This window comes from Deinococcus sp. AJ005 (assembly GCF_009017495.1).
In the GTDB taxonomy this organism is placed as follows: Bacteria; Deinococcota; Deinococci; order Deinococcales; family Deinococcaceae; genus Deinococcus.
In genome coordinates this window covers 57,204-70,168 of record NZ_CP044991.1, presented here as the reverse complement: position 1 = coordinate 70,168, position 12,965 = coordinate 57,204, and the positions used below count along the sequence as shown (strand labels likewise).

16 protein-coding genes are annotated in these 12,965 nt (G+C 60.1%); 14 read left to right on the top strand and 2 right to left on the bottom strand.

Annotation, left to right across the window (positions count from 1 at the left end; all coding sequences use genetic code 11):
- Positions 1 to 56 precede the first annotated feature (56 nt).
- From DAAJ005_RS18575 to DAAJ005_RS18550, 6 genes are all read left to right on the top strand, one after another.
- Positions 57 to 347, top strand: coding sequence for a hypothetical protein (locus DAAJ005_RS18575; protein ID WP_151848741.1), 291 nt, complete (start codon positions 57 to 59; stop codon positions 345 to 347).
- An 18-nt stretch (positions 348 to 365) separates the two neighbouring features.
- Positions 366 to 998 carry a zeta toxin family protein gene (locus tag DAAJ005_RS18570; protein ID WP_255448072.1) on the top strand — a complete coding sequence of 211 codons (633 nt, stop codon included), beginning with the start codon at positions 366 to 368 and terminating at the stop codon, positions 996 to 998.
- 69 nt (positions 999 to 1,067) lie between these two features.
- Positions 1,068 to 1,679 (top strand): ParA family protein, encoded by a 612-nt coding sequence (locus DAAJ005_RS18565; protein ID WP_151848739.1) that lies wholly within the window; start codon positions 1,068 to 1,070, stop codon positions 1,677 to 1,679.
- Positions 1,669 to 1,917: a hypothetical protein gene (locus tag DAAJ005_RS18560; RefSeq protein WP_151848738.1), complete on the top strand. Its 249-nt coding sequence runs from the start codon at positions 1,669 to 1,671 to the stop codon at positions 1,915 to 1,917. Before DAAJ005_RS18565 ends, DAAJ005_RS18560 begins: the two co-directional genes overlap by 11 nt.
- A 32-nt stretch (positions 1,918 to 1,949) precedes the next feature.
- Positions 1,950 to 2,900 (top strand): bifunctional DNA primase/polymerase, encoded by a 951-nt coding sequence (locus DAAJ005_RS18555; protein WP_192930983.1) that lies wholly within the window; start codon positions 1,950 to 1,952, stop codon positions 2,898 to 2,900.
- Positions 2,901 to 3,033: 133 nt separating this feature from the next.
- Entirely contained in the window at positions 3,034 to 4,677 is a 1,644-nt protein-coding gene (locus tag DAAJ005_RS18550; protein WP_151848736.1) for an IS1182 family transposase, read from the top strand.
- A gap of 217 nt (positions 4,678 to 4,894) precedes the next feature.
- Here DAAJ005_RS18550 and DAAJ005_RS18545 read toward each other — a convergent pair whose 3' ends face one another.
- Positions 4,895 to 5,431, bottom strand: a complete 537-nt coding sequence (locus DAAJ005_RS18545; protein WP_151848735.1) for a hypothetical protein — start codon at positions 5,429 to 5,431, stop codon at positions 4,895 to 4,897.
- A 260-nt stretch (positions 5,432 to 5,691) separates the two neighbouring features.
- Here DAAJ005_RS18545 and DAAJ005_RS18540 point away from each other — a divergent pair, with 260 nt between their 5' ends.
- The 6 genes from DAAJ005_RS18540 to DAAJ005_RS18515 all read left to right on the top strand — a co-directional run bounded on the left by DAAJ005_RS18540 (position 5,692) and on the right by DAAJ005_RS18515 (position 11,140).
- The gene (locus tag DAAJ005_RS18540) at positions 5,692 to 6,213 is read left to right on the top strand and encodes a hypothetical protein (RefSeq protein ID WP_151848734.1); all 522 of its coding nucleotides are present in this window, start codon (positions 5,692 to 5,694) and stop codon (positions 6,211 to 6,213) included.
- Positions 6,214 to 6,392: 179 nt separating this feature from the next.
- Positions 6,393 to 7,148, top strand: a complete 756-nt coding sequence (locus DAAJ005_RS18535) for an SDR family NAD(P)-dependent oxidoreductase (RefSeq protein ID WP_151848733.1) — start codon at positions 6,393 to 6,395, stop codon at positions 7,146 to 7,148.
- Positions 7,149 to 7,156: 8 nt separating this feature from the next.
- Positions 7,157 to 7,441 (top strand): DUF3006 domain-containing protein, encoded by a 285-nt coding sequence (locus DAAJ005_RS18530; RefSeq protein WP_151848732.1) that lies wholly within the window; start codon positions 7,157 to 7,159, stop codon positions 7,439 to 7,441.
- Positions 7,438 to 8,475: an excalibur calcium-binding domain-containing protein gene (locus DAAJ005_RS18525; protein WP_151848731.1), complete on the top strand. Its 1,038-nt coding sequence runs from the start codon at positions 7,438 to 7,440 to the stop codon at positions 8,473 to 8,475. The genes DAAJ005_RS18530 and DAAJ005_RS18525 overlap by 4 nt, the downstream gene beginning before the upstream one ends.
- Positions 8,476 to 8,526: 51 nt before the next feature.
- A complete protein-coding gene (locus tag DAAJ005_RS18520; RefSeq protein ID WP_151848730.1) occupies positions 8,527 to 9,924 on the top strand; it encodes a DEAD/DEAH box helicase family protein in 1,398 nt (465 codons plus the stop codon).
- A complete protein-coding gene (locus DAAJ005_RS18515; RefSeq protein WP_151848729.1) occupies positions 9,911 to 11,140 on the top strand; it encodes a DUF790 family protein in 1,230 nt (409 codons plus the stop codon). Before DAAJ005_RS18520 ends, DAAJ005_RS18515 begins: the two co-directional genes overlap by 14 nt.
- Before the next feature lie 3 nt (positions 11,141 to 11,143).
- Here the strand turns inward: DAAJ005_RS18515 and DAAJ005_RS18510 are convergent, their stop codons facing one another.
- Positions 11,144 to 11,404 carry a hypothetical protein gene (locus DAAJ005_RS18510; protein WP_151848728.1) on the bottom strand — a complete coding sequence of 87 codons (261 nt, stop codon included), beginning with the start codon at positions 11,402 to 11,404 and terminating at the stop codon, positions 11,144 to 11,146.
- 90 nt (positions 11,405 to 11,494) lie between these two features.
- Here DAAJ005_RS18510 and DAAJ005_RS18505 point away from each other — a divergent pair, with 90 nt between their 5' ends.
- Both DAAJ005_RS18505 and DAAJ005_RS18500 read left to right on the top strand, forming a co-directional pair.
- On the top strand, positions 11,495 to 11,755 hold the full coding sequence (locus tag DAAJ005_RS18505) for a hypothetical protein (protein WP_151848727.1): 261 nt from the start codon (positions 11,495 to 11,497) through the stop codon (positions 11,753 to 11,755).
- 127 nt (positions 11,756 to 11,882) lie between these two features.
- Positions 11,883 to 12,740, top strand: coding sequence for a hypothetical protein (locus DAAJ005_RS18500; RefSeq protein ID WP_151848726.1), 858 nt, complete (start codon positions 11,883 to 11,885; stop codon positions 12,738 to 12,740).
- Positions 12,741 to 12,965 lie beyond the last annotated feature (225 nt).

Below are 12,965 nucleotides of genomic sequence, written 5' to 3'. Positions count from 1 at the left end.
TTCGTGAATAGATACTTTAGTGATTTAGTGGAATAATGATTCTGGAGGAAAAGCCCATGACCGACGCCATGAATGCCCCCGTGCAAAATCCCCACATCATGTTCCGCAGTGATCCATTGCCCGAAGCCATGCGGGTCAAGTTGATGTTGCTCGATTATGCCCCTCACGTCACTGACCTCCTGATGCAAGGCCTCCCCATCACCTACGGGGATCAGGGTCAGCAGGTTGTGGAGTATCCCAGTGGGCGGCGCATCGCCGTGAAACGCCGCGAAGTGTATGACGCTGAGGGTGAGTTTGAGCGGTACGCGTTTGACATTCTGGGAGAGTTGACTCCGGCGGCGCGGTAAGCGGTGCCTACGTTGACGGTGATTGCTGGAGAGAATGGGGCCGGGAAAAGTACACTGGTCAAGGCCCGCAAACTGCGGACCATCGACCCCGATCAACTGACCGAGGCGCGGGGGCAGGGTTTTAACAACGCCGCAAACGTAGGAGGGGCCAGGGCCGCACTTCAGGCCCAGGAGGAGGCGCTGGCCCAGGGTCAGAGTTTTGGCGTGGAGACCACGCTCTCGGCAAGGCAGCCTCTCACGCTGATGGACCGGGCCAGAGCGCAGGGGTACGACGTGCATCTGGCCTTTATCATCCCGCACCCTGGCGAGGACACCAGGCTCAGGATTGACAACCGCGTGTTGCAGGGCGGCCACAACATCTCGGACAGGGATCTGAAGCGCAGACTCCCCCGTGTGCTGGAAAACCTGCCAGAAGCCATGAAGCGGGCGGACGTTGCGGCCCTGTACGTCTCCGCTGAAAAGAGCAGCGACTTCGTGATGGTAGGAGCCATGCACGGGGGGCAGCTCACCGTGACGCCGCAGTTGCCAGGCCACATCAGGGCCGCCCTTGAAAGTAAATTCCCGCAGATGCAGACCGCCGAGAGGATCGGGCGCTCACACGCGGTCACGCAGCAATTCAGCCCGCGTGTCCAGCGTGACCTGGAATCCTAACCATCTTCATGAAATCACTTTTCCGCGAATTCGTGTTTTCTTTTTTTAGTGAAAGCACTAGAATGAGGCATGGAAATTTTCAGTGTCGCCAACATGAAAGGCGGTGTGGGCAAGACCACCACGGCCATTCAGATCGCTCAGGGACTCGGCAGGAAGGGGAAGACGCTGCTGCTTGACGCCGATCAGGAATTGCAGTGCGCGGTGGCCTGGCGCAGCAGCGATAACCCAGCGTGGTCCTTTGACGTGGCCCGTTACGGCGAGGACGCTGCCAAACGGATGAAAGGCTATAAGTACGTGGTCATTGACAGCAAGGGCAATGAGCAGGGACACGATCTGGTCAGCCTGGCCCGCGCCAGCAACCTGCTGATCGTCCCGACCCGACCTGAAGGAGTCTCAGCCACTGGACTGGCCAATACCCTGAGTCCACTGGTAGACGCTGGGATTCAGAACTTCCGGGTTCTGGTCGTGGTCAATGAGGGGGGCCGGGGCGAGGAGCTGCGCGAACATCTCGCCGAGAGCGGCATTCCCGTCTTCACCAGCATGGTCAGGAAATCGACGGCGGTGGGCGACGCTGCCGAGCAGCGCATCCCCCTGGAGGCCTACACCCAGAACCGGTATGCCCGGACTGTGGCGCTGGAATACCAGTCGGTCATGCGGGAGGCGCTGTCATATGTCCGTTAAGAAGAGCCGCTTTGAGCAGTTGCAGGTGCTCAAGCCCTCGCCTGAACCGACTGTCAGCGCAAAAGTCGGTAGGCCAGAAGTCGAAAACGTGCTGGAGAGCCTATCCACCCAGATGCACCGGGATCTCAAGATTGCGCTCAAGCAGGCCAGTGCCAGGGAACAGCGCAAGCAGTACCAGCTTCTCGAAGAGGCGGTGACGGACTATCTGCGCCGGAGCCATAGTGATCTCCTGAAATAGTGTTTTCGTGTTTTCACGAAAAGGTGAAAGCTTTGTACGACGATGAAGCCGAACGGGTCTACGAGGCCGCGTGCCATCTGGTGCGTCAGGGGATCAGCGTCATCCCGACAGGCGGAGGCGTCAGCCAGGGGGCCAAAGCACCGCACAAGCAGGCCCTGATCGCCTCCGGCCACACCTCCTTGAATACCGACGGCGAACCCAGGGCCAGTTGGAAGCCCATGCAAACCCAGCTTCCCACGGCTCAAGACCTCAACATCTGGTACAGGCAGGTCCGCGCACGCGGCCTCGGCATGGTCACCGGCGAGCTGAGTGGTTACATCGTCATTGACGTGGACCTGGAAGGCTTGCCCCTGATGCACGAACTGGGGTGGAAGCCGCATGTCATCTCACCGAGCGGCGGCGCGCACCTCTACCTGCACCATCCTGGCTGGTACGTGCAGTCCAACGCCAGCAAGAACAAGAAGACCCTGCCACCAGGGTTCGATGTTCGCGGCGACGGCGGTTACATCATGTTCCCGCCCAGCCGCAACCGCCAGGGCTTTTACCGCCGCACCGAGCAGCGCCAGAGGCTCAGGATGGAGGAGGTGCCGGAGACCGTCACCGTGGCAGGGGAGACCTACCGGCTGCGTCAGGCATTGGGGCTGACTCCACCCGCACCGCAGGAACCCAGGAGCGCCGAGCGGACCAGCTTTCAGCCCTCCTTCTCGGACGAGGAACGCTGTCCCATGTTTCTGATGCTGGACCGGGCCGCCGACTATGCGGCGGACAGCCGGAACAAGGGGGCATTCATGCTGGGGTTGTGGGCCAACGCCAACGGCTACAACATGGGCGAAGCCCTCCGTGCCGCCGGGGAGTACACGGACATAGTGCAAGGCGTGAAGCGGACGCCATTCACTTTAGAGGAGGCTCAGAAAGCCGTTGCCAGCGCCTTTACCTACCCCAAGAAAGACCCCTGGACGAGGCGGGAGGAGACGTACCCATAACCACTCTTGACGAGAAACTGGAGCGTTAGGAGTCACCTCAAGCTTGATACTGGTGGCGAAGTCAGAATTGTTCAACTGGCACGGCAAAATTCGAGTTGTAGCTTGATGCGGCAAAGAAAGCGCACACTGGGCCATGAGCCTGCATCCTCAGCCGTGGGGTGATATCCCCGAAGAAACCGTCCGGGTCGCGCGTGCTTCGTTTCCAAAAGGCAACACGATCATGCGGCTGCGCGACGAGTTCGGCGCGCTGTATCAGGATCAGGACTTCGCGGCCCTGTTTCCGCGCCACGGCCAGCCCGCCTGGTCTCCATGGCGATTGGCACTAATCACCGTCTATCAATTTCTGGAACAACTCAGCGACCGGGGTGCTGCGGATGCCGTCCGGGGCAGGTTGGACTGGAAATATGCGCTGAGTCTGGAACTGGATGATTCTGGCTTTGATCATACGGTGCTGAGTGAGTTCCGAACCCGTCTGGTCAAGGGCAATGCGGAACTGTTGCTGCTGGATCAGATGCTCTCCCGGTTCCGGGAGAGCGGCCTATTGAAGTCACGCGGAAAACAACGCACGGACTCCACCCATGTGTTGACCAGCGTCCGTGTGCTGACGCGTCACGAACATCTTGCCGAGACCTTCCGGGCGGCCCTCAACGCGCTGGCGACGGTGGATCCCTTATGGCTGAAGCCCTGGGTACCTGAGGCGTGGTTTGAACGATATGGGCGGCGCATGGAAGAGTTTCGACTGCCCAAAAGCAAGGCGAACCGGACGGTCTATCTTCAGCAACTGGGTCAGGATGGCTTTCGTCTCCTAGACGCCCTGGAACAGGACGAAGACCTCGTTCAACTCCAGTCTCTCACTGCCATTCACCTTCTGCATGCGGCCTGGCACCATCACTTTGAGGGTCAGCCGGACGGTGTCCGGCTGCGAGATCCTGAAGAGTTGGGGCCGCACCATGAGCGCTTCAACTCCCCGTATGACCCAGAGGCGCGGTTCGCTCAGAAGAAAAACCGACGGTGGCATGGCTACAAAGTGCATCTCACGGAGGCGTGTGACGACGAACTACCGCACCTGATCACGCACGTCCACACCGTCCCCGCATTCCAGGCTGACATTGACGCGATGACACCCGTTCACTCTGCATTGAGTCGCAAACAGGTCACGCCAGCCGAACATTTCGTCGATTCAGCCTATGTCAACACGGCGTCGCTGATCACGAGCACAAATCCTGAGGGGACTGAAGTGATTGGCCCGATCCGGGCTGATGCACACTGGCAAAGTCGAGAACCGGACGCGTTCTCAATCCAGGCCTTTCATATCGACTGGGAAGCCAGGGCAGTGACCTGTCCACAAGGTCATGTCTCACGTAAATGGCTGGTCAGGGAACGTCCGAAAAGAACCGTGATCTCGGTGCGCTTCGCGCGCCGAGATTGCCTGCACTGCCCCGTACGCCAACGCTGCACCCGGAACGTCAGTGGACACGCTCGCGAACTGACCCTGATGCCTCAGGACTTATTTGAGGCCAGAAATGCACAGCGCGCTGCCCAGCATGGTCAACCGTGGCTGACCCGCTATCACCGCCGCGCCGGAATTGAAGGGACGATTTCACAGGGGGTTAGGGCCTATGGTCTGCGTCAGGCACGGTACCGTGGTGAGCGGAAGACACAACTTCAGGCGGGCTGTCTCGCGGCAGCAATCAACGTGGAGCGCCTGGTGGCCTGGCTGACCGGAAGACTGCGAGAAACGACGCGTATCTCTAGATTTGCCGTGCTAGCTGGATAAGTCCGACTTCGCCACCAGTATCAAGCTTGAGATCACCCCTGTAGGCGGTCCACCGCGTCCTGCTGCGCAACGCCCGCACACTGATCTTGCAGTGTAAAGCCACGGTGTAGAGGCGGGCCGTGATACTCAGGGTCCAGCGGCTGACGGAACTGCCACTGGAGAGTCGGGTGAGTGCAGCGAATTGACCAATCTGAACGGGTCAACCTTCCGGTTCCAGTCACCCTGAAGTGAGACAACTTTTGATCCAGGGGGCCTGTCCAGGTATCCCTTTCCTGGATAGGGAAACGGTGACAGCGTGACCCTTCCCGTTCAACCGTTTCCCCAGGGCCAGTTGCAGTGGGCCAAAACTCTTTCGGGCGATTCGCGCGCCTGCCGTGTAGTAGATGCTTTCTTCCCTGGCATCGTTAGACAGCATCCAGGCCGTGATGGCAGGCCCGCGAGACAGATCGGTGTTGAAACATGCTGCTGAAATCTGGATGACGTTGCTGGCGAACAACTGCAACTCTTCTGGGGTGAAGTTGCTGTTGAACTTGAAGGCGGTGAGTTCCAAGGATGCGAAGCCCCCATCCACCAGCTCTCCAAAGTTCACGCCCACATTGACGCTGACGCCAGCAGGGTTCTTCAGGCTGTACACCACGTCTCCACCGGGCAGCGCAGTATCGCCCTTGCCCAGCAAGTTCCATAGGTCCACTGGGCTGGCTTGACTGTTTGGAATGGATAGGGCCAGAGCGAAGGCCATGAGTGTTGGTCTCATCCTGCCAGTTTAAGTTTCCATTCGTTGTGTACATCATCGTCGTCCGGTTCGCCATGATCGGCGGCTTAGGCGCGGGCCAGCAGACCGGCCAGTTCAGTCGGGGTCAGGTCACTCAGGCGCATGGTGGTCGCAGGATAAGACTGTACGGGGGCAGGGAAAAATAGCCCGCACGTCTGACGACGCCCTCGCGAAGTCGCCGACAAATCCTAAATCAAATCAGGGTTGTCTCTGGAGACGTTCCTCTCTCTATGCTCTGGCTCATGTCTTCCTCCATTCACAGGGCGCTTCTACTCACCTCGGCTCTGACAGGTGCGTCCCTGGCCGTCCCCCTCAAGAACACCCAGGCCCCATTCACCACCGACGTCCCTGCGGGCTGGGAACAGCGGCCCTACCCCAATAGCCTGCCCGGCATCACGGTGGTGGCCCCCGGCACCCCCCCGCCCGCCGTCCTGCAACTGTTCTACGCCCCGTATCAGAGCAAAGGAAATGACGCTGGAGCTTTAAAGGAGTTCATCGGGGGCGTCGAGGAATCGCTCAGGGGAGGTGGGCTGGCCACCCTGAAGCGCGTGGGTGACCGTCCACGCACAACGGGCGGGATCAAGGGCACCGAGCGGGTGTACGACTTGACCCTCAAGGCCAATGGAGCCGTGGTGCGCTTGCAGTACTGGTATGGGGTGAGCAAACGCAATCTGCTGAGCGTCCAGTTCACTACGGGACCCGCCGCGACGGCGGCCCAGCGCAGGGCGTTCGATAAGGCGCTGGTTTCGCTCAAACTCAAGTAGGCAAGGGAAAAGCGGCCCGAAAGGCCGCTTTGATTCCTTAAATATAAGGCGGTATGCAGCCGCTGTCAACTCATGCGCCCCAATTCTTTTCTCGGTGTGGCGAATGCGTCTGACACAAGCTTTTTCCCTGCACCTGGATAGAGCGTGGACATGGGCGTCTGTATGATTGACTGGCGGACATGATCAATCTAGACGGAAAAGTGGTGTTCGTGACCGGAGCATCGCGCGGCATTGGCGCAGTCTGTGTCCGCAGTCTGCTGGATGTGGGCGCGTCGGTGGCCGCCCACCTGGGCCGCAGCGGACAGGGCGGTGAGGCCCTGGTAGAAGAGTTCGGTGCAGACCGGATTCATCTTCTGAGTGGTGATCTAGCGCAGGAAGGGGAAGCCGTCCGCCTGTTTCAGGCCGCCGTCGCCTGGCAGGGCCGCGTCAACGTGCTGGTGAACAACGCCGGAATCGCGCCGCCCATTACCGTGGATGATCCCCTGGAAGCGTGGTCCGCCGTCTGGAAAGAGACCTTGCAGGTCAATCTGCTCAGCGTGGCGGACACCTGCCGGGAAGCCGTTCAGCACTTCCGGGGTCAGGGCGGCGGCATCATCATCAACATCGCCAGCCGGGCGGCCTTCCGGGGAGACCAGCCCAACGCCATGCACTACGCCGCCTCCAAAGGCGGCGTGATCGCCCTGACCCGCTCGATTGCCAGAGGGTTTGCCCATGAGGGCGTTCTGGCCTATGCAGTGGCCCCGGGCTGGGTTCGCACCGAGATGGCCGAGGCGTACCTGAATGAACACGCCGCGGAACTGGCCCAGGAGTTCCCGCTGGGGGACGCGGCCCCGCCCGGGGACGTGGCGGCCACCGTGGTCTTCCTGGCCTCGGGGCTGGTGCGGCACATGACCGGGGCGACGCTGGACATCAACGGGGCGTCCTACGTGCGTTAGCGTGGGACATGGCATCGGAGCAGCACGAGGAGTTGGGCATCAGCCACGTCACCATCGACGGCATTGAAGGACAGGTGGTCCGGGTGGAGCTGCCGGACGGGACCACGCAGGACTGGCGGCTGTCGAGCCTGCCCAAAGGGGTCAGGGAAGGTGACGTCATCAGGATCGACGTGCAGGGCGGGGATGTGGACATCGAGATTGACCACGAGGAAACTGACCGCAGACTCGCTCTGGGCCAGCGCCAGCTCGACAGTCTGAATGCCAAAGCACCTGACGGAGACATTGACCTGTGAGGCGCTTTTTCTTGCTGGCGGCCCTGCTGGGCGGGGGCGCTGTGGCTCAGACCGCACTCCCCGGTGTGCTGACCATCCGGTTCCTGGACGTGGGCCAGGGCGACGCCGTGCTGATTACCGCCCCTGAAGGTCAGAGCCTGCTGTACGACGGTGGACGCAGTGAGAAGCGCATGACGGAACTGCTTGCTCAGTACGGCGTCAAATCCCTGGCGGTGGTGGCCGCATCGCACGCCGACGCGGACCACATCACCGGACTGATCCCGGCAGTCCAGATGTTCAAGCCCAGATTCTTCCTGAACAACGGGATTGCGGCGACGACGCAGACCTTCGGCAAGTTGACGGCAGCGGTCCAAGCCGCTGGCACCCAGGGGTTGCTGGCAAAAGATCAGGTCATCAATCTGGGCAGCGTCAAAGTCACTGTCCTGCCCCCGCCACTGGGGATGCCGAAGACCGATCAGAACCTCAACAGCGTTGGCCTGCTGATCGAATACGGCACGTTCAAAGCACTGATGACGGGTGACAGCGAGACGGCGGAAACGCAGGGCTGGTTGAGGGCTTACCCGGCCAGCAAACTCGGTCCCATCGACGTGTACAAGAGCATCCACCACGGGGCGAAGAATGGGGACAACCCCGTGTGGCTGAGGGCGGTGCGGCCCAGCAACGTCGTGATCGGCGTCGGCCCGAACAACTATGGGCATCCCACCTCGGAGGCACTGAATCTGTACAAGAGTGTTGGCGCGGCCATCTACCGCACGGACCTCAACGGCACGGTGACGATCACGGTGCAGCCCGGTGGCAAGTACAGTCTGGGCACCGGGAAAGGGACGGGGACGACGCCCCAGGCGGCTCCCCCGCGCGTGACGCCCCAACCCCTCCCACGGGTCACCCCCCCAGTGGTCCCTGCTCTGCCCAGTTCGCTGACCTATCCCAACTGCGCCGCCGTGCGCGCGGCAGGCAAAGCGCCGCTGCTCGCCGGTCAGCCCGGCTACAGCCGCAAGCTGGACCGCGACGGCGATGGACGGGCCTGCGAGTAAATGGCGTCTGGTACAGGGTGAACGTGGCCTCTGGCCTTTAACATGGCTGGGATGACTGCCCCGCTGCATCTGGACCGGGGAACCCTGGTGATGTCAGCGGTTCCCGCCTGCGTCTCTGAATTCTTCACCTGGGACGCCCGGAGCCAGAATTACCGTGCCAGGGGGCAGAGTTACCGCACCATCGTGGAAACGTTGCGGGCGCAGGGACTGAGCTTCAAGGATGAGGCGGCGAACTTCGCCAAACTCGAACTGTCGGTGGCCCGTGAGCTGCCGCCTTACGCCCACCAGCTCGGCGCGCTGCGGGCCTGGAAGGAAGCCGGAAGAAGGGGAACCGTTGAGCTGCCCACCGGGGCGGGCAAAACGCTGGTGGCCCAGCTCGCCCTGAGAGACACCCCCAGAAGTGCGCTGATCTGCGTGCCGACGCTGGACCTGTTGCAGCAGTGGTATTCAGGACTGGTGGCCGCTTTTCCCGACGCCAACATCGGCCTGCTGGGCGGGGGCAGCCATGACGACACCCCGATTCTGGTGTCCACCTACGATTCCGCCGCCATCCATGCTGAAGACCTGGCGGGGAAGTACGCGCTGCTGATCTGCGACGAGTGCCACCACCTGCCCAGTGACTTCATGCGCGTCATCGCGGAAATGAGTCTGGCCCCCTATCGGCTGGGGCTGTCGGCCACCCTCAAGCGCAGCGACGGGCGGGAAAGAGACCTCGACACGCTGCTCGGCCCGGTGGTCTATTCCTGTGCCCCTGAAGACCTGGCCGGAACCACGCTGGCCGATTACCGCGAGGTGGTGATCAAGGTGCGCCTGAGCCACGCCGAACAGTCTCGCTACGACGGTCTCATCGGGCAGCGCAACCATTTTCTGCGCCTGAACAACATCAAACTCGGCTCCCTGGATGGCTGGAAGCAGTTCATCATGGCGAGCGGCTCGCCCCAGGGGCGGGCCGCCATGCTGGCCCACCGCGAGGCCCGGTCACTGGCCTACGGCACGGAGGGAAAGTTGCGGGTTTTAGAAGAGATCCTGGCCAACCACCCGAATGAGCGAACGATCATCTTCACCGACGACAACGCCACCGTCTACCGCATCAGCCGTGAGTTTTTAATTCCCTCCATCACCCACCAGACCCCCACTAAAGAGCGGCATGGGGTGCTGGAGCGCTTCCGGGACGGCTCCTACCGCATCCTGACCACCAGCCGGGTGCTGAATGAGGGCGTGGACGTGCCTGAAGCGTCTGTGGGCGTGATGCTGTCCGGCACCGCCACCGAGCGCGAATACATTCAGCGCCTGGGCCGCATTCTGCGCAAGGCGAAGGGCAAGAAGGCCACCCTCTACGAAGTGATCACCGAAGGCACCTCCGAGGAGCGGGTCAGCCAGCAGCGCAAGGGCCAGTGGAAGCCCCAGCAGCTTGCCCCCACCTGGGAGGACATCAATGCTCCCGACTGAACTGCTGATGTTCACGGTGAAAGAGGGTCTGGCCAATCCCCGGCGGCTTAAGCCCACCACCACCAACCTGAAACTCGCCGAGACGCTGATCGCCCTGTATGCCTCGCACGTCGGCAAGCAGCGGGCTGAACTGAACGAGGAAGTGCGGGCGCTGGAGGCGGGCCGCGCCGACTTCCGGGTGTTGCGCGGACTGTCGCATCTGCTGGGCCAGCGGGGAGAATTTGAGGCTGGGGGCAGTCTTGCCCCCCCGGCAGTGCGCGAGAAGGTCTTTGCGCTGGCCCAGAGTCATCCCCCCAGCCGCCAGCGGACAACAGCCATTCTGGAACAGGCCGCGCGGGCGCTGTCCACGGAGATCCCTTTGACCTCAGCCGAGGTAGCGGCGGCCCTGTACGCCGATCTGCCCGATCAGCAGACGCTGATCGCTTTTGATCCACTTGAACCCCTGGACCTGATTCAGCGCTTTGATCTGGCCCAGGCCCAGGGGATGCTGTACCGCGCCTTTCAGCTCGTCATCACCGCGCGGCGCAACGAACCCGCCCGCTACAAGCAATTGTTGCGCTACCTGAAGCTGTTTGGCCTGATGGTCACGGTGGAAGGGGACGCGGATTACGGCTTCACGCTGACGATGGACGGCCCCACCAGTCTTTTTACAGGGACCACCCGCTACGGGCTGGCGATGGCGAAGTTCCTGCCTGCCCTACTACACGTCACCAAATGGGATTTGAGCGCCGCTTTGAAACCCCGGCGTGACCTGGCCTGGGTAGACCCCAAGGACGAGGAGTGGTCCTACCAAGTCACCAGTGAGGACGGCTATGTCAGCCACTACAAAGCCCCAGAGGAACATGACAGCGCCCTGAAATCTGGTTTCTCCGAGCGCTTTGCCAAGCTGGAGACGCCCTGGCACCTGGAACGCGAGGTAGACCTGGTGCCGGTGCCGGGCGGCGTGATCTTGCCCGACTTCCGGCTGGTGGACGGTGAGCGCAGCGTGCTGATGGAAATTGTGGGCTACTGGCGGCCTGAATACCTGAAAAAGAAGTTCGCGTTGCTCAAAAAATCAGGGCGAACCGATCTGATCGTGTGCGTCTCCGAGCGGCTGAATCTGGAGAAGGCCGGAGTCAATCCGGCGGAGTTCGGGGACCGCGTGATCTGGTTCAAAGGCGTGCTGGACCCGAAGGCGGTGTTGGCGGTGGCCGAGAGAATCGCCGTGAAAAACTGACGTCTACATCGCTGCTTCGAGCCAGTCCAGGGTGAAGAAGGCCGCGCCAATCAGTGGCCCCAGCTCGCGCAGCGCCTCGGCTTTCAGGTCTCCCCAGTCGCCCAGCAGCACTGGGGACTCCGCGCGCAGAAATGCCGGGGCGGCCAGCACCACGCCCGCGCCGTAGCAGTCTCCAGCGCACTGCTTCAACGTTTCCCACGCCTGGGGATCAATCTCGTAACCCGCTGGCACGCTAAGGATCAACACAGGGGATGATTCGGTCATGACGGAATCGTTCCGTGAAATTCGGATGCAGACAGAGAGAAGAGACTACGGTTGCCCTGGCAACAGGGCAGGCCCAGTACACTTTCTGAGATGCGCCCCGCTGACCTCACGTCAATCGAGATCGCTGACCTTCTCTCCCAGATGTACACGGCGGACCACGGTGGCCAGGACGACGCTCCCAGCCCGCAGCAGCGCACGGAGTTGGCCGACTACCTCGGCTGCCACGAGGAGGCCAGGGCCAGCGCGTGGGAGGCGTGGGCTGCGGAACTGAACCCAGCAGACTGGGATGCGGCGGAATACTGGCTGGACGTGGAGTTTGTGGAACCCTGCCCGGAGGGGCAGACTGTCTAAAGTTGGTGTGCCATTTATGGGCTGGGGTCCAGGGCCAGGGAGGGCTATAAACGTTTATATGATATTCAAGTCGCAAAGACTTCATACTATATAAGTCGAATTTGGTGCCGCTCATGCCAGGAGAAGTATGGATAGAAAATATCGCACCAGCCTATTAGTCTCGCTCTTTGGACTGGCCACTCTAGGCCATTCAAATGCAGAAAATAGAAGTGAGGTCTTTAATCTTTCAGCCCTAAATAAATTTGGATACCCAGAGAAGAATTTAATTAGCCGTGGACCAGGCGTGAAATACATGCTGATTCAGGTTGAAAACTACGATAAGAACGCTGATTTTCTTAGCTCAGCCTATAGTGCAGAAGTCGAAATCAATGAGGACAATACTTTTCTGAAAATGACCTATCAGCAGGCGACGAAAGCGGTTCTAACTATGGCAGTGGTTCCTGGAAAAAATCAGATTAGCGTTCAGGATATCTGGCAAGATGATAAAATGCAGATGCGCTTGGTTAGTACCAGAAGGTTTAACTCATCAAAATGCAACCTCTCAACCACTGATTTGTTCTGGGAGGCTTCGATAAGATCGTCTTTGCCTCCAGTGACTAGCCCACCGACAGACAAGCGTGAACATCAAACGTTCTGTGATGGTCAATCCAGGCCAACGAAACTCATTTCGAATCTTTACTATCAGCAGAACGATGGCGAATCGGTCACTCAAGTCGCTACCTGGAAGTGGAATGACAGTAGTAATTTAGTGATGGAGACAGGTTGGGAAAGTGAGTCAAAAAGCTTTTTTGATTCGCGCGGTAATCCAGTGACTGAATATATTTCTATTCCATTGGAGCGGCTTGAAGTCAAAACGACGTATAAGTACGATTCAAAAGGTAACTGGGTATCAAAACTGACAACCACTAGGCGTGGTCCTGAAGAAGCTAAAACGCTTCCAATCGTCTCTACGGAGAAAGTGACGCGAGAAATCGTCTACTGGTGAACAAAGAGACAAATTAAATCCGATGTCTGGTAAATGATTGGATAACTATTGCAGATTCAAATAGAAATATGTGAAGCATTTCCACCCAGACACCGAGCGCGGTATACTAACTCTATCCACGTCCATCACCCCCGACGCTTTCATGCAGAAATACACCAATTTGAAGCCAGCCCGCACGCCCTGCGTAGTCGGCACACGGCTCACGATCTACTGTTGAGATCTTCT

Excerpts from the sequence above, each read along its gene's own strand:
- DAAJ005_RS18515 (WP_151848729.1), top strand. The coding sequence starts at position 9,911 with ATGCTCCCGACTGAACTGCTGATGTTCACGGTGAAAGAGGGTCTGGCC.
- DAAJ005_RS18520 (WP_151848730.1), top strand. The coding sequence starts at position 8,527 with ATGACTGCCCCGCTGCATCTGGACCGGGGAACCCTGGTGATGTCAGCG.
- DAAJ005_RS18575 (WP_151848741.1), top strand. The coding sequence starts at position 57 with ATGACCGACGCCATGAATGCCCCCGTGCAAAATCCCCACATCATGTTC.
- DAAJ005_RS18500 (WP_151848726.1), top strand. The coding sequence starts at position 11,883 with ATGGATAGAAAATATCGCACCAGCCTATTAGTCTCGCTCTTTGGACTG.
- DAAJ005_RS18550 (WP_151848736.1), top strand. The coding sequence starts at position 3,034 with ATGAGCCTGCATCCTCAGCCGTGGGGTGATATCCCCGAAGAAACCGTC.
- DAAJ005_RS18535 (WP_151848733.1), top strand. The coding sequence starts at position 6,393 with ATGATCAATCTAGACGGAAAAGTGGTGTTCGTGACCGGAGCATCGCGC.
- DAAJ005_RS18545 (WP_151848735.1), bottom strand. The coding sequence starts at position 5,431 with ATGAGACCAACACTCATGGCCTTCGCTCTGGCCCTATCCATTCCAAAC.
- DAAJ005_RS18540 (WP_151848734.1), top strand. The coding sequence starts at position 5,692 with ATGTCTTCCTCCATTCACAGGGCGCTTCTACTCACCTCGGCTCTGACA.
- DAAJ005_RS18530 (WP_151848732.1), top strand. The coding sequence starts at position 7,157 with ATGGCATCGGAGCAGCACGAGGAGTTGGGCATCAGCCACGTCACCATC.
- DAAJ005_RS18510 (WP_151848728.1), bottom strand. The coding sequence starts at position 11,404 with ATGACCGAATCATCCCCTGTGTTGATCCTTAGCGTGCCAGCGGGTTAC.
- DAAJ005_RS18565 (WP_151848739.1), top strand. The coding sequence starts at position 1,068 with ATGGAAATTTTCAGTGTCGCCAACATGAAAGGCGGTGTGGGCAAGACC.
- DAAJ005_RS18505 (WP_151848727.1), top strand. The coding sequence starts at position 11,495 with ATGCGCCCCGCTGACCTCACGTCAATCGAGATCGCTGACCTTCTCTCC.
- DAAJ005_RS18560 (WP_151848738.1), top strand. The coding sequence starts at position 1,669 with ATGTCCGTTAAGAAGAGCCGCTTTGAGCAGTTGCAGGTGCTCAAGCCC.